Raw genomic sequence first — 20,395 nt, forward strand, 5'->3', positions numbered from 1 at the left:
GACGAATAGCGATAGCGAAATGGCGTGGCACCTTTAGGGCTACCATGTTCCGCTTGGCCTTGTAGCCGGTCAAACTGCAGTGTCTGTTCGATCCACGCTGCCGCCGTCTGTTCTATGTGCTCCCAATCGTCGTCAACGTCGCACAACGCGTCGAGCATGTCTGTCGGGGGTGCGCCTAACGAGTCGAGCGCGTCCTGTTGATCGATGTTGCGCATTTCTCGGCTGATCAGGCCGTCCTCACCGGCACCCACCTCCGTGAGGTCGAGCAATGCCTCGACGCCGTCGGTCAGGATTGCAGGTCCAAGCCCCCGGGTCGTTTCTTCGATCAGATATTGGAGGCTTGCGATTGATCGGTCGAATACCCGGAGCGCCTGGTCGAGATAACCGATCCAAGCGCCTTCAATTGGATTGTCGATACAATTCAAGACGACCGATTTAACTGCATCCCCTGAGCCGTATCGATCCGCACGCCCAAGCCTCTGCTCGATACGGTTCGGATTCAGGGGAAGATCATAGTGAACGATGATTTTCTGGCCGCCCTGAAGGTTCAAGCCCTCTTCAGCGCGTCGGTCACAGACTAAAATAGTGCGACCTGCATCGGAGTTGAATGCCTGCCATTGATCATCGTGCGGGCAATGCCGGTCGACGGGTACCTGAAGCCGGCTAGCAAGTTCGGACGCGAGCGCGTCAGCCGTCTTCCCATCTGAACAAAACACGACAAATTGCTGGCGCGGAGAAAGCATCGATTTGATAGCCTCCACTAGCGCTTCGAGTCGCGATTGGAAGATGACTTCTTTGCCCAGTCCGCCAACAATCGCGCCGAACCGGTCAGCATCACCATGCAAATGAGTTTGGCGCGCAATCAAACCAACCGCGCCACTCCCGCTTCTCGCATACTGAAGTGCTCGATCTAGAACTTGCATGAGGACACGCGCCCGTTCGATGCGGACTCCTCCAATGCCCTCGCTTGCAAGCGCGACGGTTTCGCCGAAGCGCCAATCCTCCACTGCGTTGGCGAGGCATCGGGTCTCAATAGAATGATAATCGACGACTACCGCGCCCGCACGGTCCGGCGTGAGCCCCTCGATGTTCCGGCGTCGATGTCGAAGGATGCGACGATGGAGGCGGTACACCTCGCTAAGATGAGCCCGCAGATGGCCAATGGCGGTGACTAGGGCTGGGTCGTCTTCAGTCGGCATGGTGTCGGTAATCGTCCGGAGCGTCTTCGCTTGATCCAGGAGGATCCCATCCTCAGGAAAAAGTTCGACCAGTTGATCTAAGAGTTCGTCGAGGAAAAGCGCGTTGTCAGGCGTTAGGCCTGCGACGATTTGAGCAAGGTTTTGGCGGCTCTCGATCCTTTTGCGGAAACCCGCAGCGTCATCGAGCGCATAGGTGGCAGGGTCAAGGAGATGCAGCATCTCCAAAAAACCCTGTTCGTTGTGCAAAGCCGGCGTCGCGGACAAAAGCAGGACGCGTTCTATGTGAGCGGCGGCGGCCGCGATTTCACCAAAGAGCCCTGGATCCCTCGATACTCGGTGACCGGTCAAGTGGTGCGCCTCATCGATGACTAGCATCTTTACCCTACGCAAAAGCGGCTTGATCGCATCGCTGTCGCTCAGAGCAATAACATGCAGCGTGGCTCCTAGGCAGTGACCGAGGAAAAATTTGGAGGCTAGTTCGGACCGCCACTGCGGAACCAGCGCATCTGGAGCGATCACCAAGACTTGTATGTCTTCGCCTCCATCGAGAAAGCACTGGCGTATGAGAATGCCAGCCTCAATGGTCTTGCCAAGGCCGACTTCATCCGCAAGAAGGTACCGCTGCACGGGATCCTGAAGCACCCTGCGAACGACCTCAATCTGATGAGCTTCGAGTTCAATCGCCGATGAAGCCAGCGCCGCCATCCCCATTGTCACGGCGCGCTGAGTGATCAGCGATTGGACAAAACCGCTTCGCCCTTCGGCAAAGCGAGGCGTCTCATTGATCTTACCGCCGAGAAATGCGCTAGGGTCCGCGATAGGCTTAGACCAGCGGACGAATACCTCAGAAGTGGCCAGTTGGCGGTCCAATCCGTTCGGAAACTTCACATACTGGCTCGTGCCTAGATCGTCGAGCAGGCGCCCGATCTCCCACGCCGCCAGTTTCGGGTTAAAATGGTAAATGCGCGTCTGCCCGGCCAGCGTGACGGCCTCAACGTGGTTGGCGCTAATCAAGTGAATTATTGTGTCAGAAACGGGTGCATCAAAATATTCCACCGAGCAAACATCGCCTTGGCGATCGATTAGCTTTCCGATTCCTAGGGACGCGAACTCACCCCCCGTCGCGCATACGAACACGTTACCCTTTCCTTCCTTATCTCCAATTCATTGAGCCTACCATGAACGTAGACGCTGCGGGTTTTCCAGCAAAATTGAGACTTTCTTGTCGCAAAAATCGTAGCTTGAAAAGCTACGTGTTGGGCTGCCTTCTTATAAGTGGTTCTACCCGACGCAAGAATTATTATGCGGCAGACCCGGTCGAACGCAGACGGTTTAGGCATGGTCTCCCGCTTCGGAAGGCCCAGATCGACACAGCCCAAGGGCACGATCCGCGCACGGATCGCCTCGGCAAGATAGTGGGTCGGCATCCCTACGCCAACAACGTACGGCGGTATCTCACGCGCCTCCTCTCTAACGAACGGCAACGCTCGACTGCGCGGATGTGTAGGCGGCGCTTTACATCGTCGTCATGGTTCCGGATGGTAATGCTTGACATGTTCTACCCCTGACAAGGGGTAATCAGCGCGATTAGGGCTTATCGCTGAATTACTAAGCTCATAGCCTCGTCGCTTCTTCACCGCGGCGATTTTCATCAGCGCCGTGATGGCCTTGCCTTCATCGGGGTGCGTCTCGACCATCATCTGGCCACGAAAGCCGATCCGACCCCACTCGCGCACGAGGCTGGCGCGACCGAAGAGGTCGCGTTGCACGCTCAGCCGATAGAAGCGACGCATGTTCCGCGCCTGATCGATCCGGCGCATCTGCACGTCGGTCGGGAAGACATCGAGCTGGATCGGACTATGGTACATGTAGTGATCGCATGAGGTTTTCTCCACAATATCAGGTGGAAGTCTGCGCTTCCACCTCGATTTCCTCCTAGGGGAACAGGGGGCTCACGCCCCCTTCTCGAACTTCATGACCGGGATGCCCAGCTTCTTGGCCTTGTCGGCAAGGTTTTCCTGGATGCCATTGCCCGGGAAGACGAGAACGCCCACGGGCAGCACGTCCAGCATGGCGTCGTTGCGCTTGAAGGGGGCTGCTTTGGCATGCTTGGTCCAGTCGGGCTTGAAAGCGACCTGGGTGACCTTGCGGGCTTCGGCCCATTTGGCGGCGATGAGTTCAGCCCCCTTGGCACTCCCACCGTGGAGAAGGACCATGTCGGGATATTTGGTCTGGACCTGATCGAGCTTGCCCCAGATCAGCCGGTGATCGTTGAAGTCGGTCCCACCGGTGAGGGCGATCTTGGTGCCTTGGGGGAGCATCACTTCGGTTTCCGAGCGGCGCTTGGCGGCCAGGAAATCGCGGCTGTCGATCAACGCCGCGGTCAGGTGCTTGTGGTTCACCATTGAGCCAGAGCGGGGCCGCCAGGTGGAGCCGGTGTGCAGCTCGAACGCCTCGGCGCTGCGGTCGCGGAAGGCTTCAAGACAATGCCGCCGTTCGACGAGGCTGGTGCCTTCGGCCGTCAGGCGCTCAAGCTCGGTCGATTTCACCTCGGAGCCGTCCTGTTCACGCTGCAGGCGGTGTTGCGCCACTTCATTGTCGTCGAGCAGGCGCTCGGTGCGGGCGGCGGCGCGGTGGAAGAGGTTGACCTGGCCCCAGAGCAATTCTTCGAGGTCGGGTTCCATGCGGGTGTCGCCAAGGGTTGCTGCGAGGGCATCGAAGATATCGCTGACCGCGTCGATGAGGCGCTCGGGCTCCGGCATCGGACGCAGATCGACCTCGTCCTGGAAGGCACGGGTGCCATAGAGCTGAAGCTCCTGAAGCGCCCAGGCGGTCTGGGAAAGGGCGGGACTGCGGTCGAAATCCTCGCTCTGGAATTGGGTCGTCATGGTCTTTTGCCTCCGGCTGCTCGGGCCCACGCGACATCCCGCGCGGCCTTCATGGGCTGCGAAAGCTGTCACTGGGGACGCCCCTTCACGCCGCCTTCGGGGCCGGAACGCATGTGGAGGAGGACGGGGGGCGGCTGATTTGCTTCGCGATGCAAAGGCGGGGCGAGCCCCGCCGGCGGAAATCAGTTGCCCCCCGTCCTTGAAGGGGCGGCCCCTTTGACGGCCGCCTGCCCATCTCTTGAAGGACGTGTGGGTGTCGGGTGGGTTCGACGGCCGGGGGTTGGGAAAAGACGCGACCCGGTTCCCTAAGCGATGCTTGACCCCTGCCCCGCTCCCTGACTGCCTTTGCGCATTGAGAGCTCAGATCGTCAGCCGATGCTGATCCTCGAGGTCGATCTGCTTTGCCAGATGCTGGCGCATTGCCTCAACGCCGTGAGCGCGGAGATCGTCGTTGAAATCCCCGAGCTGCGGCTCAAGCACCCGTACGGCAATCCCGGCGTCCTTTGCTCTGGCAGCCAACCTTTCCGCCGCGCGCTGCCCCGCCGGATCGCGGTCGATGGCGATGTAGAGGCGCTGCAATCCATCCGGCAACAGGACGGCTCCGAGGTGACCCGACGAAAGCGCCGCCCAGACGGGCAAGGAAGGTGCCGTCTCGCGAACGGAGAGCATGGTCTCGATGCCTTCCCCCAGCACGAGGGTTTGATCTGCAAGGGCGATCCTGACGGCATTTCCGAGGAGGTGACCCATCGCCCGGCGAGGTGTGTCGACAGCTGCCTTGTCCTGTCCGTCAGGCTCAAGCCAAGTGCGATGCACGCCCTGCAAGGCCCCTGCCCCATCGGTGACCGCGGCGATCATCGCAGGTCTGGGAACAGGCTTGGTCTGGCCCTCATCCCGATGCCAGCACTTCGGGTGGAAGCGCAGGGTTGAACTCGGCACAGTTTGGGTGATGCCCCGGGTGCGCACGTAGACCTCGGCCAGAGACCCTGCCAAGGGCAGCGAGGCTGCGAACAAGCGCGATGCCGCCTCGACTGTGCCGCTTGGGGACTTGGTCGCACGTTGCACTGGCACCTCCGGGAGAACCGGTTGCGGACGGCCAAGATGCACCCGGGCCTCAGCCAGAAGGTCGGGAAAGCGGGTGATCCCCGTGCGTTCGCGGATGATGTCGAGGAGATCGCCGTGTTCGCCGGTTGCGCTGTCGGTGAATTTCCCGGCGGCACCCGGCCCTGACGTGGGGCCGGTCAACCGGACGAACAGTGATCTCCCTGGATTGTTCTGCAGATCGCCGACCATCCAGTAGGAGCCTTTCCGCCTCCCGGCGGGAAGATAGTAGCGGCAAACGCTTTCGGCATTCTGCGAGAGGTCTCGCAACAGATCTGTCGTTTCCAATGACATGGCACACACGATTAACAACCTTTGCGTGCATGTAGACCCTGGACGGCGAAGCGTGCAAGCAGGTGATCGAGCACTTTCACACCGCCAGAATCCGTCGGACAGAAGAGGCGCAGCTTCCAGGCGATGATTTCCGAGAAGAAGCCATCGGCCTTCAGCCGGTCCTTAGCGGCCTCGGAGAAGCCGGAGAGCTCGATCCGGTTCACGCCCATGACCCGAGACCGGTGCAACTCCATTCCTTCAGCCAGCCGCACCACGGTCTTGCCCTCCAGAACGAGGGCATGGACCTGCGCTGCACTGAGCTTCGGCGCGTCATCCGCAAGCGTGGTCGCGACCCAGGCGGGTGAGACACGGCGACCGATGATGCGTTGGCCGTCATCGGTTTGGAGCCGGTAGACGCGGGTTTCGTCCTGCGGCAGATGCTTCCAGATCGGCAGCAGCAAACCTGCCACGATGTGCAGCGAGGATTCCGAGAACTCGGGAACTTCCGCGAATTCATCTGTCCAGGCGGCGATAAAGGCCGCGCGATCAGCCTCCAGCCAATGGGTGTCCTCCATCATCTTGACCGGGCACGTGTGGGTTTCCGTTGGCCGGATCAACCGCAGGCGCACCTCGATGGTGCCGTCGTCCAGCATCAGGCTGGTCGCGGGCACCTGCAGGGCGGCCCGGCCCGAGCGGCTGTTAACCAGAAGCCGTGCTTTCGGATCATCGAGCCAGTCGAGTGCATCCGCCAACGAGGTCGGCGTGTTGCGGCGCTTTTCTGCGATGGTAAGAAGCTGGGTTTCAGCACCTGAGCCGGGATGGGTGTAGATGACGCGGGCATCCGTGATGCGGAAGCTCTCAGCGCGCAGGGTTTCGAGCCCGAGGTCGTAGACCCCGGCAGCGATGGCACCTTCGATCCGCTGATCGAGAATTTCTTCGAAGGCCGCGAAGAGCACGGCCTGCATGTTAATCGTCAGCGCCAGCAAGCGATTGAGGAAAGTCGTGATCGGAGGCAGATCGTCCTTCAGACCGTTGTCATCTGTGAGGCTGAGTCCGGTCGCATCTTCAAACGCCCCGAGCGAGCAACCCGGCACATCCCCGCGATAGACGCGGCGGTACAGCTGCCGCAGAGCGTCGCGGGCATAGGGCGACTCGAGGTTGTCCTCGGGACGGAACAGCCCCTGACCGCCGGTCTGGCGCTGGCCGCGCGTGATCGCCCCGAGCGTGTCGAGGCGGCGCGCGATGGTAGAGAGGAACCGCTTCTCCGCCTTCACGTCCGTGGCCACCGGCCGGAACAGTGGCGGCTGCGCCTGATTGGTCCGGTTGGTGCGGCCCAAGCCCTGGATGGCAGCGTCCGCCTTCCAACCGGGTTCCAGCAGGTAGTGAACCCGCAGGCGCTGGTTCCTGGCCCCGAGATCCGCGTGATAGCTGCGCCCGGTGCCGCCTGCGTCCGAAAAGATCAGGATGCGCTTCTGGTCATCCATGAAGGCGGCGGTTTCCGCGAGGTTGGCAGACCCCGCTCGGCTTTCGACAACGAGGCGCGCGGCATGGCCTTCGCCCTTGCGCACGATGCGGCGCGAGCGGCCCGTGACCTCGGCCACGAGGTCGGTGCCGAAGCGCTGGACGATCTGATCAAGCGCGCCCGGCACGGGGGGAAGCGAGGTGAGCTTTTCGATCAAGGCGTCGCGCCTGCGGGCGGCTTCGCGACACTCCACCGGCTGGCCATCACGGACAACGGGCCGGGACGACAGATTGCCCTCGCTGTCGGTGAAGGGCTCGTAGAGCTGCACCGGGAAGGAATGGGCGAGGTAGTCAAGTACGTACTCGCGCGGGGTGATGTCGACGCGGATGTCGTTCCACTCGTCGGTCGGGATTTCCGAGAGGCGACGTTCCATCAGCGCCTCGCCGGTCGAGACGATCTGGATGACGGCAGAATGCCCTGCAACCAGATCGGCGTCGATCGAGGCGATCAAGGTGGGAGTTTTCATCGAAGTCAGAAGGTGGCCAAAGAAGCGTTGCTTGGCAGACTCGAACACCGAACGCGCGGCAGATTTGGCCTGACGGTTCAGCGTGCCGCCGGATTCGCCGGTGATGTTGGCAGCCTCCATCGCTGCCGCAAGGTTTTTGTGGATGATGGCGAAAGCCCCGGCATAGGCATCATAGATGGCACGCTGCTCCGGAGTGAGGGGATGTTCGACCAGTTCATATTCGACGCCGTCGTAGGACAGCGACCGCGCGGTGTAGAGGCCAAGGGCGCGGAGATCTCGGGCCAGCACTTCCATGGCCGCGACTCCGCCCGCCTCGATGGCCTCGACGAACTCCGCCCGCGTCGCGAAGGGGAAATCTTCGCCGCCCCAGAGGCCGAGCCGCTGCGCATAGGCGAGGTTGTGAACTGAGGTCGCGCCGGTGGCCGAGACATAGACCACGCGGGCATTCGGCAGCTTGTGCTGCAGCCGCAGACCCGCCCTGCCCTGCTGCGACGCTTCGGTATCGCCACGTTCGCCCTTCGATCCGGCGGCATTCGCCATGGCATGGCTTTCGTCGAAGAGGATCACACCATCGAAATCCGCTCCGAGCCAATCGACGATCTGGTCGACGCGGGATTTCTTGGCCCCGCGTTCTTCTGAGCGAAGTGTGGAGTAGGTGGTGAAGAGGATGCCCGCGGTGAGGGGGATGTCGCGCCCTTGCGCAAAGCGCGACAGCGGCGTGACCAGCAGACGCTCCTGACCGAGAGCCGACCAATCGCGCTGCGCATCCTCCAAGAGCTTGTCGCTTTTCGATATCCAGAGCGCCTTGCGCCGTCCTTTGCTCCAATTGTCGAGCAGCACGCCAGCCGACTGTCGGCCCTTGCCCGCGCCAGTGCCATCGCCAAGGAAGAATCCACGACGGAAACGGATGGCGTCAGGGGCATCATCGGGCGCGGCCGAGACAAGGTCACCGGTTTCATCGACAGTCCACGACCCCGCGAGATACGCGCCGTGCGCTTCACCGGCGTAGATCACGGTCTCCAGCTGCGCGTCGGAGAGCAGGCCGTCGCGCAGGACGGCGGCAGGCAGTTTCGGACGGTAGGAAGGTTTTGGGGGTATGACCGAGGCCATGGCCGCCGATTGCACCAACTTGGTAGGGTGCGGTTCCGCCCCAGGGATTGCGATCGCCTGCAGGCGGAAGGTCTCATAAATGGCATCCGACAGGCGCGCAGTATCATCGTTCTCGCGCACCTCGCGCAGGGTGTAGGCGAGAACTTCAGCCTCGATCGCAGCAATGGTTTGCGCGGGTTGGGCTACAGGAGTCGCGCGAGAAATTCCGATGGCCTTGCGTGTTGAGGGGGCAGAGTTTTCCGGGAAGAGGGGAAAACGGCTCTGACTTGCCGTGGCGGCCTGATCCGACTCAAAGCGTGGCGGAACGTCAGCGGTGATCCGGGAGAGGAGATGCGCTACATCCGGAGAGGCCAGCTGGCGCAAGTCAGCCGTGACACCACCCATTTCGCCACCACGGCATTTGTCGAAGACCGAGATCCGGGTCTCGAAATTGGTGCCGTGCTTGGCAAAGGCAGCCCCCGACACCGCACCAGTAAAGATCAGATGCGCGGACTCAGTCAGGCGGGTGAAGGTCTCGGCCCAGGCCGGGGCATCGAGCGCGAAACTCGCACCCGTGATGGCGACCAGCCGCCCACCAGGGGCCAGCCGGGCAAGCGCCGATCGCAAGTGCCGCGCCGTCGCTTCGGTCGTCCGACCATCGACGTTGGCCACGGCCGAGAATGGCGGGTTCATCAGGATGACGCTGGGGCGAACGCCCGCGTCGAGATGATCGTCAATCTGCGCGGCGTCAAAGCGAGTGACCGGGCAGCCCGGGAACAGCAAGCGCAGAAGGTCGGCGCGGGTGTCGGCCAACTCGTTCAACGCAAGACTGCCGCCCGCGATCTCGGCCAGGATCGCGAGAAGCCCGGTCCCGGCCGAAGGCTCGAGGACCAGGTCACGGGGAGTGATCTGCGCAGCCGCGAGGGCCACGAGCCCCATGGGCAGTGGCGTCGAGAATTGCTGGAAGCGCTCCATCTCCTCCGAGCGCCGGGTATGCGTGGGCAAGAGGCCCGCCACCTTGGCGAGGATGGGCAGCATCGCTGCAGGCGAGCCAGCCCGGGCCAACAGCGCGCGGCCGAATTTGCGCAAGAAGAGGATCAGCGCCACCTCGCCCGCCTCATAAGCCAGCTTCCAATCCCAGGCGCCTGTCGCATCAGAGCCGCCGAAGGCGCGCTCCATCTCGAGACGCAGGCGCAGCGTGTCGATCTGAAAACCTTGTGCCAGATCGGGTTGCAGGGATTGCGCCACGACCACAATAGAGGCGGCGGTGTCGGGGCATTGCAGCGGGGCAACCAGCGGCAGCGCGGTTGCAACAGAAGTCTGAAACGTCATCGGGGATCTCCGGATTGGGACAAGGACAAACCGGCGGGGCACTCTCTCTGTCCCCCTTCGGCTTAGCCCTTTCCCGCTCCCCTCTGCCTCTCAAACCCCGGAACTACGGATGCGCGGCTTGATTTTGTTCCCTTAATGTTCTATATACAAACTCAACGCCACAAGGGAGATATCCCATGGAAGCCACGACCTTTGCCCTGCCCGCCACCCCGCGTCAGATCGCCTATGCGCGGTCATTGGCCCTGCGAAACCAGACCCTGCTGCCGTGGGAGATCCAGCAGGATCGGCGCTCCTTAAGCGCCTGGATCGATGCGCAGGCGCAGATGAAACCCCTCTCCGCGCTCGACAGCCTGCCGTCATCCAAGCAGGTCGCCTTTGCCGAGCGTCTCGCTCGAATCAAGCGCCGCGCTGTCCAGGATGAATGCTTTCGCGATAAGGGCCTGATGTCGAAGTGGATCGACGGGAATAAGTGACTGTGTGCGGTCATTGAATCCTCGCACTTTGGCAAGTTTCCGATAGTCTGGCCCTATAAACGCGGACCGGAACATCGCCATGTCATCGACAACCTCGAAAGTGCTGGCAAAGGTCAACGCCTCCTACGCGACTTGGGTCACAGCTTCCGAGCTTGCCAGTAAGATTGCCCGCGAAGACAGTGTCAGCCGTTGCGACAGCCACGTCTTCACCTTTTTGTCCGAAGTGCCCGCGAACCTGCAGCAAGCATTCATCGAAGAGATGGGGGTCAGCAAGGATGCCGTCTTAAGCGTGGCTGAGGGATTTTCTGAACTCGCGAGCTTCGACATGGCACTCCGTGGCCAACAAACCGTAGGCCGCACCACGTCGCTCCAAAGGTTGATCGCTCAAACAGATTGATTTCCGGTATGAAATACGGTACTGGACTTGGCATCAAACAGCACATCCGAGTTGCTGTCGCAGGAGAACATGAAATGCAGCGTGTGGAAGCACAAATCGCGGTCAGTGTCTCTGACCTGAAAAAAAGCCCGACCGCCATCATGGCAAAAGCGGATGGCGAAGCCGTGGCTGTGCTCAACCACAACCGGGTTATGGCCTACATGGTGCCGGCAGATGCCTATGAGGCGATGGTCGAGCAGCTTGATGATCTTGCGCTGGCAAAAATCGCCCTGGCGCGCGCCAACGAAGTTCCGATGCGTGTAAGCCTTGATGACCTATGATCTTCAGTTTCTGCCCTCTGCGCTGAAGGAATGGCAGAAACTTGGCAGCACCGTTCGAGAGCAGTTCAAGAAGAAGCTCGTTGAGCGACTTGAGACGCCGCGCGTTTCCGGAGATGCGCTGCACGGGCTTGAACATCACTATAAGATCAAACTGCGGTCTTCTGGTTACCGTCTGGTCTATCGCGTGGAAGATCAGTCCGTCACGGTCACCGTCGTAGCTGTCGGTAAGCGCGAACGCAGTGAGGTCTACAAAACTGCAGCGGCGCGGACAGGCAAGCAATAGATCGATGTTCATGTCCTGCGGTGATCGACCAATTGTGGTGTGTCAGGCGGCAAGTCGATACCCGCCATTCGGAAGAAAGGCGGTCAAGACTGCAGCCTTCGCAAACCCAGAGCATGGCGAGTAATCAACATTTGCAATTCTAAAGAATTGCTTCTTTGGACGTCTAGCAAATCTACAGCATTGCGAATCGAACTATTTTGCCATATCTTAGCATGGCGGTACCTCCGCGAAGGCAATCTCATAGGTTGGCAAATGTCCGTCTCCCGCGCAAAGCAGCGTCAGGCCCAAGACAGGGTCAACCAGGCCGCAACCCTGGTTAGGTCCATTGCAAAGCCCTTCGGGGGCTGGATCGCTACGTTCCAGGAGGCGATCGGGATGAATGCGCCAGCCCTCGCTGAACGCCTCGGCATCTCACGCAACAACATCTACGCCGCAATTCAGACCGAAAAGGCTGGAACCATCTCCGTCAACCAGTTGGAAAAGATCGCCGAGGCCATGGGTGGCCGCCTCGTCTATGCGATCATCCCGCGCGAGGGCTCGGTGGAAGAGATCGTTCTAGCTCAGGCCCGTTCCAAGGCGCGGCGCATCATTCAGCGCACGCGAGCGCATATGGCGCTGGAAGAACAGACCGAGGGGCTGCGCAGCGAAGCCGAGATGGTCGAAGAGCTGGCAGCAGACATCATCCGCGAAGGGCGGCGGGATTTCTGGCAATGACCTTTGAGCTTCACGAACCTGCCGGAGCGACCCCTCTGACACCGGACGAATTGCTTGGACTGAAGGCCAAGCACATCGCGACGCGCGGCGAGCTGAACGAACTCGAAGGCGAGAACATCATCGCGGGTCTGACCTGGCTCGACCGTCGCCCGAAAAGCTTCGACCTTCTGACCGATGCCGCCGTCCGGGAAATTCACAAACGCCTCTTTGGCGAAATCTGGGATTGGGCTGGCATCTATCGGCTCACCGACAAGAACATCGGGGTGCCGGTCTGGCACATCTCGACCGAGTTGCGAACCTGTCTCGACGATGCCCGTTATTGGCGCGACCACAAGAGCTTTGACCCGCTGGCAGCTACGGCGCGCCTGCATCACCGGTTGGTCTGGATCCACCCCTTCGCAAATGGCAACGGTCGTTGGGCCCGGATCATGGCTGACGCCTATCTGGCGAGGATCGATCCGAAGGTCTTCCTCGACTGGTCTGGCGCAGGGACGCTCAACGCAGAAAGTGAACACCGCACGGCCTACATCGCGGCCCTCAGGGCGGCAGACCAATATGATTTCGATCCCTTGGTGACGCTCGTGAAGACAATCGCAAGATAGCCGTCACTCACCGCAATTTGCACCCAGAGCAGGCCAAGCCATGAAAATCTCCGAATATCAGCGCGGATATCAGGATGCCGCACGCGAAATGATCACCTGGCTGCACGAAGAGGCTGCCAGTATGAACGACCCCCATGCGCGCCGCCTCTTGGACGGAGCTGCATTCGGTCTTGGGATCAAGATCAACAGGCCAGAGCATAAACGTGCGGTGGAAATCCGCGGGCAGCATAGTGTAAACAAGCAAACCTGAGAGACTTGGCGAGCGCAGAGCCGTACGTCAGACATCTGGACGGAGCGATTATCACCTGTAGCGCGTCGTTGAAGCTCACCCGAACCGCCGTCCAGCTTCAGTGAAGGTGTACTCATTGATCATGATCCCCTCCTCGATCGCCTCATTCGAGGTGAGGTGGTCATATTCGGCCTGAAGCTGACGGTAGAGCCAGCGGGCCAGATCGCGGAAGATTTCTGTTACAACCTCCTCAGCATCGTCGGTCGGAGGTTGGCCAGTCCGGCTGAATCGGGAGACATCCACGGACATGGTGTATTCGTGATAGTAGCGACCCCGGTGACTGGCCTCGGCTGCAAGCTGATAGAAGTTCCGCCGCTGGATTGCCTGAAGCCTGTCTGCGATGCCATGCAAGCTCGTGTCCTGTGGGGCATAATCCCTGATGCTCACAGTCGCGCCCTTGGCGTGGCTGAGGTATCCCTCGAAGGCCGCACCGTCGCCCTGGCTCCAGAACCCCGAGAACCAAATGCAAGGTTTCTGGCGGGTGCCACCTCCCATAAGCCGGACGGGCCGAGTCTTGAGGTTGACCCCGAGGATGTCGCAGATGCGCTCGAAGTCGTCATAGACGGCATCCCACCAATCGTCAGAGACGGCGGCATCGCGATACCAACTGCGGGCTTTCTCCTTGGCTGTGTCGGACAGTTCCGGGAACTGATAAACCGTGGTGCAGATGACCTCAGGCATCGTAGTCCTCCCCTCGCAACGCGGCCTCAAGCCATTGATGCGTGCTGGTCCAGCCGATGGATTTCCGGTTTCCGAGATCGATGACATGCGCACCACCGCCGAAGGCGTCCAAACGGGGCCGGGAACAGGTGTAAGCGACCTCGAAACCCCAGAGGCCTGTGAGTTCGACCACTTCCGCCAATCGCAGCACGAAGCGTATGACACCTTCGATATCACCTTCCCCATCATCGTCACGGAACCAGAGGATTGAGCTACCGGGACCGTCCTGCTGCGACAGGGCAAAGCCCGAGTATTCCGGATCGTCCGATCCTTCCTCGTCGAGATGCAGGCGGGTCAAGAGATCAAGCGCAGCGATAGCTTTTTCGGGCGAATCTACGTCGAGGACGCAGGAAAAGTGGGTGAAATAGTCGGCCATGGTGCCTCCAGAAATGAGAAGGCCCGGCCAGAAGGCCGGGCGGATTGGAACATGCGTGTCGAGAAATGCTGATCACGCGAAGTCGGCGTGCGCCCGAACCTGAGCCTCTGCATGGGCCTGCAAGAGCTCGCGGTAGTAGCGCTTGCGCGCCGGACGCAAGCTGCGGACGGCGAGCGTGTCAGGATGCAGACGGCCGATGGCGACGCGCAGCATCGCGAGTGGCGTGATCTCGGGAGGGACGCCGAGATTGAGGTAGGCCCGGCTCATGTCAGCGGACCTCCAGCACCGGCGGCGCCAGATGCGGATCGACCAGCGCCTCGATCTTCTCAGTGCGGCCCATCCAGGGTTCAGGCCGGATCGCTTTGACCCAATCCGTGAAGCTCGGAATGAACCCCAGATCCTCGCGGACATGCTGCTCGCCGACCCACCGGGTCGGAATGACGCGGCCGGTCGACAGCGTGATCGTCGGCCCGAAGACGGTCTCGGAAAGCCAGATTCCCGCCGCATGATGAAACATGGCTCTGTGGCGAAAGTCCGCAGAATGGGCTTTCGAGCTGTCATACCATGCGTGGATGGCCTGGTAGTCCTCCACGGTGCCGCCCCATTTTTTCACCGAAGACAGGGCGTGATGATATGGATGTGCCATCGCCGTCCCCTCAGAATTCATGGGTGAAGAGTTCGGACGACGTGAACCGTTCGTTGAACTCGAGGTGAATGCAGCGGGCACTGGCGTCGAAGCAAAACTCGCCATAAGCGCCGTCGTTGTTCTCCCAACCGCCGTGAGTGTCAGCGAGCAAATCGTAGGCAAGCTGCTCGACGACATCGGTAAGCGACAACTGCCGCATCTCGACCGCCGGGTTGTCCCAGGTGATCGCGGCGTAGGGGATTTCTACGGAAGGGAACTCCACAGCGACCTCTCCTGCCCAGGCGGAGATGCTTTCAATTTGGCCGCTGTCACCCTCGCCATCGAAGGTCACGGTGACATGAGTGATGCCAGCGGTGGACAGCGCATCAAACAGGCGCTCCTGGTTGGCAGGACGCAGTTCTGCCTCGCGGTCAGTTTGCTTGAGGTGGGCCGCAAACACCGACGCGAAGTCGACCACGGACGGCGGCATCGGCGCCGCGAGGGTGGGTTCAGCTTGTGTCATGGAATTCTCCGGAAATGAGGGAAGGGTCGGAGCCAGCCGGGCGATCTCTTTCACCCGGCAAAGCTCGCAAGACCCCCCTGCCCTCCTCTGTCTCTCGGTCGTCACGCCGCGATCTGCAGGGCCCGCGCCGCGAAGGTGCGCCACAGCGGATCGACAAGACTGGCATCAAGAAGATCGGCGTGGTGACGCAGGCGCTGCGCCAGATCGGCCTCACTGCAATCCGCTGCGCGCCCTGCCTGCGCGCGAAGCTGGCTCGCCTCGCTGACGACGGCGCGCGCCTCGGCAGCGCACGTCACCGGATGGCACCACGCTACGGCGCCTTCGCGGGCGGAACCTGCGAGAACGAGACGGTCTTCCCGGTCGAGGATCGCCAAAAGCTGCGGAGCCGAATCCGGCGCGAGCTCTTCGGCATGTTCTATTGCCCCAACCATGGCCTCGGCCAATGTGGGAAAACGATCGAGGACGGTGGGAGCGTTCTCACCCGAAATCCAAGCAGCGGGGGTCGGGCGCGACAGCGTCAGCGCAAAGGGGAGGCTCGGATCCGGCACAGCATTCTGCGGGGGCAGCGTGAAGCGATGCGGTCGCGAAGTCGGCTGAACCGGAAGAGAGAGGTCGAACATGGGAAGATCTCCGACGGCGCGGGAAGCCGCTCTCCCCGCCTCGGCCGTCAAAGACCAAACCGCCGCCCTCTTCCTCGAAGGGGCGGCAGCGATAGGTCCGAGGACGGATCAAATCTTGCCGAGCCCCCGCAGGCTCAGCTCAGTCCCCGCACCGACAATGATGTGATCGTGCAGCGTCAGGCCGAGATATTTGCAACCTTTCTGGATCTCCTTGGTCATGCTGAGGTCGGCTTCCGATGGTGTCGGATCGCCTGACGGGTGATTGTGGATCAGGATCAGGGCGCTGGCATTCAGCATCAGCGCCTGCTTGATGACCTCACGCGGGTAGACCGGAACGTGGTCGACCGTGCCGACCGACATGAGCGCGTCCGTGATGACGCGGTTCTTGCGGTCGAGATAGAGGACATGGAACTGCTCCACCGGTCCGCGAACGGCCACGGCGCAATAGTCCAACACTGCCTGCCAACTGCCCAAGACGGGATTCTGGCTAAGGTAGCGGCCGAGGATTTCGCGGGCCTCAAGGATGATGGTTTCTTCCTGGGGGGTCATGGGGTCTCGCTGAATTGCGCACATCGAAGCACCCTGCCCTCTCGGGCGGGGCCAGTGTCGTACTGCTGGAAAGAAGGAAAGCGCGACCGCCGCGGATGCAGACGGTCGCTGTGACGGGACCTGCCTCAGCCGACCCGGTCGAGGAGCTTCTTGGCGCGCCCTTCCATGTCGAGGCGGGCATCCTGCTGGGTTTTGTCGCGCGCAAGCCGCGTGATCCCCTGCACGAAGTCGAAGATGCTTTCGGGCGGGCGGCCCTCTTCCATCAGCACCTTCTCAATGATCTTGCCGGATTCAGACTTGGAGAAGCCGCGTTTCCGCAGGAAATCATCGCGGTCTTCATCCGTGCGCGCGACGATCTGCTGCCGCGCCGCCTTGATGCCGTTCACGAAGCCCTGCGGCGAGGAATTGGCGAAGCGCGTCAACGCCGGCGCCGCCTCTTGGGCAAACCGCGACGCGGCATATTTCGAGTGGCGGATGGTGATCTCCTGAAAATCCTCGACGCCCCAGAGGTTGCGGTTCTGGCAAACTGCCCGCAGGTAGAAGCTGGCCATGCCGAGGGTCTTGGCCCCCACCTCCGAATTCCAACAGTAGAAGCCCCGGAAGTAGAGATCAGGGGAACCATCAGGCAGCCGCCCCGCCTCGATCGTGTTATGATCATCGACCAGGAACAAGAAGACATCGCGGTCCGAGGCATAGAGGGTGGTCGTGTCGCGGCTGATCTCGACATCGGGGTTGTAGACCCCGGTCGACCAGTCGAGCACACCCGGCACCTTCCAGCGCGTGTCGCCGGTGCCATTGCCCGCGATGCGTTGCACCGCCTCGACCAACTCGTGGTCATGGATGCGGCCATAGTCCGGGCCGGTCACCGCGCGCAGTTCGGTGCGGCCATCTTCCGTCTCAAAAGTCTTGACCTGCTCAGCGCGATGGTTGGTGAGGCCGTATTGCAGGTTGATGCCCGCCAGCGGCGCGGGCAGCTGGCGCAGGTAGGAGGCAGGCGCCCCCACGATGCTGGCAAGCTGGCCGAACGCCCAGTGGGTCGGTGCGACCGGTTCTTGCGCCTTCGGCAAGACCAGGTGCAACCGCTCGGCACTGTCGCGCGTGGCCTCGACGCGAATATCCGCCGTCTGCACCACCCGGCTAAGGCTGCGCTCGGACCGGCCCTTCACATTCGCCCAGAGATCGTCGAGGGACAGATACCGCTCATCATCGGGCCGGTTGAACCATTCGGACGACACCCGCCCGTTCCGCTCGCCCCGGCTCACATCCACTTTCCAGCCACCGGCCCGCACTGGCTGTACCGGATCAAGAACTTCCACAACGCCCATCGCAAATCTCCCGTGACAGGCGCCGGGAGCCTCTCTCCCCGCCTTCAACCTGTCACCGGGAAACCGGCACGCCTCTCACTCTTGGCAACGTCAAAGGCCACAAACGGACGATTTCCAACAGATACTCCATGATGGGTCTAGCTCGTATTGGTCAGCGGTCGGGCCGATACCGCAGAGCGTCAACCAAGACCGAAAAGGCGGACGAGGGGTGAACGCGGCTGGGAAAATACAGATGATATCCTGGGAAGGCCGGGCACCAGTCTTCCAACACTTGAACCAAGGTGCCAGCCTCGACATGCCGACGCACAAGGTCGGCTCCGGTCCAGGCCAGACCAATTCCATCCAGCGCGGCGGCCAGACCAAGGTGCATGCTGTTGTTCACCAAGACCGCGTTGACCTTGACGTTGACTGCCCTGCCCTCCTTCTCGAACTCCCACTGCGCCAGATTGCCCAAACGGGGAAATCGGATGTTAATGCAGCGGTGGACGTGCAGGTCATCGGGCGTCAAAGGAACAGGGTGACGGGCGAAATAGGCCGGTGATCCCACCACGGCCATGCGCAAGGGCGGGCTGATGGGGACCGCGATCATGTCCTGCGCCAGATGCTCGCCCAACCGGATTCCCGCGTCAAATCGTTCGGCCACGATATCGGTCAGGCCGTAGTCGATCGACACTTCGACCGTGATGTCGGGATAGTCCGACATCAGCCGCACCAGCGCCGGTTCAAGTATGGTCAGAGCGGGATGTTCGGACGTGGTGATGCGGATGGTGCCAGAGGGCTTGTCGCGCAGCGATTTCAGCGCCGTAAGCTCCACGTCAATCTCGCTCACACGCGGCTGAACCACGTTGAACAGACGTTCCCCTGCCTCGGTCAGCGCCACGGATCGTGTCGTTCGGGCCAGAAGGCGCACGCCGAGGCGCTTTTCGAGTTTGCCGATGGTCTGACTGAGCGCAGAAGGCGAAATGTTCAACTGCGCCGCACCCTTGGTGAAACTGCGCGCCTCGGCCACCACGGCAAAGGCGGCAAGGTCATTCAGGTCTTCCGTCATTGCTTCAATCCTCTAACAGCCGAATGAAGATTATAGCGGATTATCTTCACGATCCAGCGGTCCTATCTGTTTCTTCAAGAAACATGATTCAGGAGCGTCCCAATGGAACAAAGAACTCTCGGACAGGGCGGGCTGACAGTCTCGGCCTTGGGCTATGGCTGCATGGGGCTGACCTCGGCCTATGGCGATGCCTTGCCCGATGCCGAAGCGATAACGCTGATCCGCGCCGCCCATGAACTTGGTGTGACGCATTTCGACACCGCTGAGGCCTATGGCCCCTTCGCCAATGAAATCGTCGTGGGCAAGGCTTTGGCCCCAATCCGGGACAAGGTGACAATTGCCACCAAGTTCGGCTTCGACATCGACCTTGAAACAGGCGCACGGACGGGCGGCACCAACAGCCGCCCCGAGCGGATCCACGCGGTCTGCGATGCAGCGCTGAAGCGGCTTGGTACAGACCACATCGACCTGTTCTACCAGCACCGCGTCGATCCGGCCGTGCCGATCGAAGATGTTGCCGGAACGGTGCGGGAATTGATCGCGGCGGGTAAGGTCGGGCACTTCGGCATGTCCGAAGCCGGTGTCGCCACGATCCGGCGCGCCCATGCAGTGCAGCCGCTGGCCGCCGTGCAAAGTGAATATTCGCTTTGGACGCGCGAGCCCGAGGTGGACCTTCTGCCCGCGCTGGCCGAGCTTGGCATCGGCTTTGTGCCCTTCAGCCCCTTGGGCGCTGGTTTTCTCACCGGCAAAGTTGACACGGCCACCACTTTCGCCGCCAACGACTTTCGCGGCATGTCCCCGCGTTTTGCGCCTGAGGTCCGGGAGGCAAACCTGGCCTTGGTCAATATGATACGGGGTTTCGCCACTACTCTGAATGCCACACCTGCGCAGGTGGCGCTGGCCTGGCTGCTGGCCAAGGCCCCGTGGATCGTCCCGATCCCCGGCACCAAACGGCTGGACCGCCTGACCGAAAACCTTGGAGCGGCAAAGCTGACACTGTCCGCTGACACCGTTGTCGCATTGGACAAGGCAAGTGCGGCAATTCCGATTGGGGGGCTGCGTCTGCCCGCGCCCGTTTTGGCCATGTCGGGGCTCTGAAAGACGGAACTGGGTCGATCGTGCCAAGGTTTGTCTGGAACGACCAGTTGCTCTTGAACCGTGGCCTGCTTGTCGCGCAAAGCCGACACCGAAAGTGCCCGGCGGGTCTCCCCGCCGGGGCCGAGGGGGAGATCCCGTCCCTCAGAACGGGATCTCATCGTCGCGGTCGACCAGCTCAGGGTTTTCGTTCTCGGCCGACTTCGGGCGGCTCAGGAAGTCGACCTTCTCGGCGATGATCTCGCAGCCGTAGCGGTCATTGCCCATGCTGTCGATCCACTTGCTGTAGTGGATACGGCCGTGGACGAGGACCTTCATGCCCTTTTCGCAATGCTCCGCGACCGTCTTGCCGAGACCGTTGAAGCAGGTGATGCGGTGCCATTCCGTGTCCATGACCCGGTAACCGTTGTCGTCGCGCAGCACGCGGCCTTCCGCGAGGCGGGGGCGCGAGGTGGCGAGGCTGAAGTTGGTGATCTGGGTGCCGCCTTGGGTGGTGCGGGCTTCAGGGTTCTGGCCGATGTTGCCGGCGAGGATGACGATGTTCTGCATGGTAAGCTCCTGTGTTTCCT

The 20,395-nt window shown here is 61.5% G+C and carries 22 protein-coding genes and 1 pseudogene; 8 read left to right on the forward strand and 15 right to left on the reverse strand.

The window, feature by feature from the left end; all coding sequences use genetic code 11:
• The 5 genes and pseudogenes from dpdE to L0H65_RS02280 form a co-directional block, all read right to left on the reverse strand.
• Positions 1-2,255 (reverse strand): protein DpdE (gene dpdE / locus L0H65_RS02260; RefSeq protein WP_301457139.1); only part of this gene is annotated, 2,255 nt, incomplete at its 3' end.
• Between the two features lie 557 nt (positions 2,256-2,812).
• Positions 2,813-3,067 (reverse strand): annotated as a pseudogene (locus L0H65_RS02265) (WGR domain-containing protein); the annotation flags it as partial.
• 84 nt (positions 3,068-3,151) lie between these two features.
• Positions 3,152-4,087: a DUF2493 domain-containing protein gene (locus L0H65_RS02270; protein WP_301457140.1), complete on the reverse strand. Its 936-nt coding sequence runs from the start codon at positions 4,085-4,087 to the stop codon at positions 3,152-3,154.
• Between the two features lie 360 nt (positions 4,088-4,447).
• On the reverse strand, positions 4,448-5,479 hold the full coding sequence (locus tag L0H65_RS02275; protein ID WP_301457141.1) for a toprim domain-containing protein: 1,032 nt from the start codon (positions 5,477-5,479) through the stop codon (positions 4,448-4,450).
• An 11-nt stretch (positions 5,480-5,490) separates the two neighbouring features.
• Positions 5,491-9,867 carry a bifunctional class I SAM-dependent methyltransferase/DEAD/DEAH box helicase gene (locus tag L0H65_RS02280; protein ID WP_301457142.1) on the reverse strand — a complete coding sequence of 1,459 codons (4,377 nt, stop codon included), beginning with the start codon at positions 9,865-9,867 and terminating at the stop codon, positions 5,491-5,493.
• A 176-nt stretch (positions 9,868-10,043) separates the two neighbouring features.
• Between L0H65_RS02280 and L0H65_RS02285 the strand changes: the two genes are divergently transcribed.
• The 7 genes from L0H65_RS02285 to L0H65_RS02315 all read left to right on the forward strand — a co-directional run bounded on the left by L0H65_RS02285 (position 10,044) and on the right by L0H65_RS02315 (position 12,906).
• Complete coding sequence (locus tag L0H65_RS02285; RefSeq protein WP_301457143.1) at positions 10,044-10,340, forward strand: hypothetical protein; 297 nt, start codon at positions 10,044-10,046, stop codon at positions 10,338-10,340.
• A 79-nt stretch (positions 10,341-10,419) separates the two neighbouring features.
• Entirely contained in the window at positions 10,420-10,737 is a 318-nt protein-coding gene (locus L0H65_RS02290) for a hypothetical protein (protein ID WP_301457144.1), read from the forward strand.
• Positions 10,734-11,057 (forward strand): type II toxin-antitoxin system Phd/YefM family antitoxin, encoded by a 324-nt coding sequence (locus L0H65_RS02295; RefSeq protein ID WP_301457145.1) that lies wholly within the window; start codon positions 10,734-10,736, stop codon positions 11,055-11,057. The genes L0H65_RS02290 and L0H65_RS02295 overlap by 4 nt, the downstream gene beginning before the upstream one ends.
• On the forward strand, positions 11,047-11,340 hold the full coding sequence (locus tag L0H65_RS02300) for a type II toxin-antitoxin system RelE/ParE family toxin (RefSeq protein WP_301457146.1): 294 nt from the start codon (positions 11,047-11,049) through the stop codon (positions 11,338-11,340). Before L0H65_RS02295 ends, L0H65_RS02300 begins: the two co-directional genes overlap by 11 nt.
• 252 nt (positions 11,341-11,592) lie before the next feature.
• A complete protein-coding gene (locus L0H65_RS02305) occupies positions 11,593-12,054 on the forward strand; it encodes a helix-turn-helix domain-containing protein (protein WP_301457147.1) in 462 nt (153 codons plus the stop codon).
• Positions 12,051-12,656, forward strand: a complete 606-nt coding sequence (locus tag L0H65_RS02310) for a mobile mystery protein B (RefSeq protein ID WP_301457148.1) — start codon at positions 12,051-12,053, stop codon at positions 12,654-12,656. The genes L0H65_RS02305 and L0H65_RS02310 overlap by 4 nt, the downstream gene beginning before the upstream one ends.
• A gap of 40 nt (positions 12,657-12,696) precedes the next feature.
• Complete coding sequence (locus L0H65_RS02315) at positions 12,697-12,906, forward strand: hypothetical protein (RefSeq protein WP_301457149.1); 210 nt, start codon at positions 12,697-12,699, stop codon at positions 12,904-12,906.
• A gap of 75 nt (positions 12,907-12,981) precedes the next feature.
• Here the strand turns inward: L0H65_RS02315 and L0H65_RS02320 are convergent, their stop codons facing one another.
• From L0H65_RS02320 to L0H65_RS02360, 9 genes are all read right to left on the reverse strand, one after another.
• Positions 12,982-13,626 carry an antitoxin of toxin-antitoxin stability system gene (locus L0H65_RS02320; RefSeq protein ID WP_301457150.1) on the reverse strand — a complete coding sequence of 215 codons (645 nt, stop codon included), beginning with the start codon at positions 13,624-13,626 and terminating at the stop codon, positions 12,982-12,984.
• Positions 13,619-14,041 (reverse strand): hypothetical protein, encoded by a 423-nt coding sequence (locus L0H65_RS02325; RefSeq protein ID WP_301457151.1) that lies wholly within the window; start codon positions 14,039-14,041, stop codon positions 13,619-13,621. The genes L0H65_RS02320 and L0H65_RS02325 overlap by 8 nt, the downstream gene beginning before the upstream one ends.
• A 72-nt stretch (positions 14,042-14,113) precedes the next feature.
• Positions 14,114-14,308 (reverse strand): hypothetical protein, encoded by a 195-nt coding sequence (locus tag L0H65_RS02330; RefSeq protein WP_301457152.1) that lies wholly within the window; start codon positions 14,306-14,308, stop codon positions 14,114-14,116.
• A gap of 1 nt (position 14,309) precedes the next feature.
• Positions 14,310-14,687 (reverse strand): hypothetical protein, encoded by a 378-nt coding sequence (locus L0H65_RS02335; RefSeq protein WP_288994429.1) that lies wholly within the window; start codon positions 14,685-14,687, stop codon positions 14,310-14,312.
• A 10-nt stretch (positions 14,688-14,697) separates the two neighbouring features.
• Positions 14,698-15,189, reverse strand: a complete 492-nt coding sequence (locus L0H65_RS02340) for a DUF6878 family protein (RefSeq protein WP_288994428.1) — start codon at positions 15,187-15,189, stop codon at positions 14,698-14,700.
• Positions 15,190-15,290: 101 nt separating this feature from the next.
• Positions 15,291-15,809, reverse strand: a complete 519-nt coding sequence (locus L0H65_RS02345; protein ID WP_288994427.1) for a DNA repair protein RadC — start codon at positions 15,807-15,809, stop codon at positions 15,291-15,293.
• Between the two features lie 108 nt (positions 15,810-15,917).
• Positions 15,918-16,358 carry a RadC family protein gene (locus L0H65_RS02350; RefSeq protein ID WP_288994426.1) on the reverse strand — a complete coding sequence of 147 codons (441 nt, stop codon included), beginning with the start codon at positions 16,356-16,358 and terminating at the stop codon, positions 15,918-15,920.
• Positions 16,359-16,483: 125 nt separating this feature from the next.
• On the reverse strand, positions 16,484-17,683 hold the full coding sequence (locus tag L0H65_RS02355; RefSeq protein ID WP_301457153.1) for a DUF932 domain-containing protein: 1,200 nt from the start codon (positions 17,681-17,683) through the stop codon (positions 16,484-16,486).
• 151 nt (positions 17,684-17,834) lie between these two features.
• Positions 17,835-18,731, reverse strand: coding sequence for a LysR family transcriptional regulator (locus L0H65_RS02360; RefSeq protein ID WP_301457154.1), 897 nt, complete (start codon positions 18,729-18,731; stop codon positions 17,835-17,837).
• A gap of 102 nt (positions 18,732-18,833) precedes the next feature.
• Here L0H65_RS02360 and L0H65_RS02365 point away from each other — a divergent pair, with 102 nt between their 5' ends.
• Positions 18,834-19,829 carry an aldo/keto reductase gene (locus L0H65_RS02365; RefSeq protein WP_301457155.1) on the forward strand — a complete coding sequence of 332 codons (996 nt, stop codon included), beginning with the start codon at positions 18,834-18,836 and terminating at the stop codon, positions 19,827-19,829.
• 141 nt (positions 19,830-19,970) lie between these two features.
• Here L0H65_RS02365 and L0H65_RS02370 read toward each other — a convergent pair whose 3' ends face one another.
• Positions 19,971-20,375: a single-stranded DNA-binding protein gene (locus L0H65_RS02370; RefSeq protein WP_301457156.1), complete on the reverse strand. Its 405-nt coding sequence runs from the start codon at positions 20,373-20,375 to the stop codon at positions 19,971-19,973.
• Positions 20,376-20,395: the final 20 nt, after the last annotated feature.

This window comes from Pseudorhodobacter sp. (assembly GCF_030452865.1).
GTDB lineage: Bacteria > Pseudomonadota > Alphaproteobacteria > Rhodobacterales > Rhodobacteraceae > Pseudorhodobacter.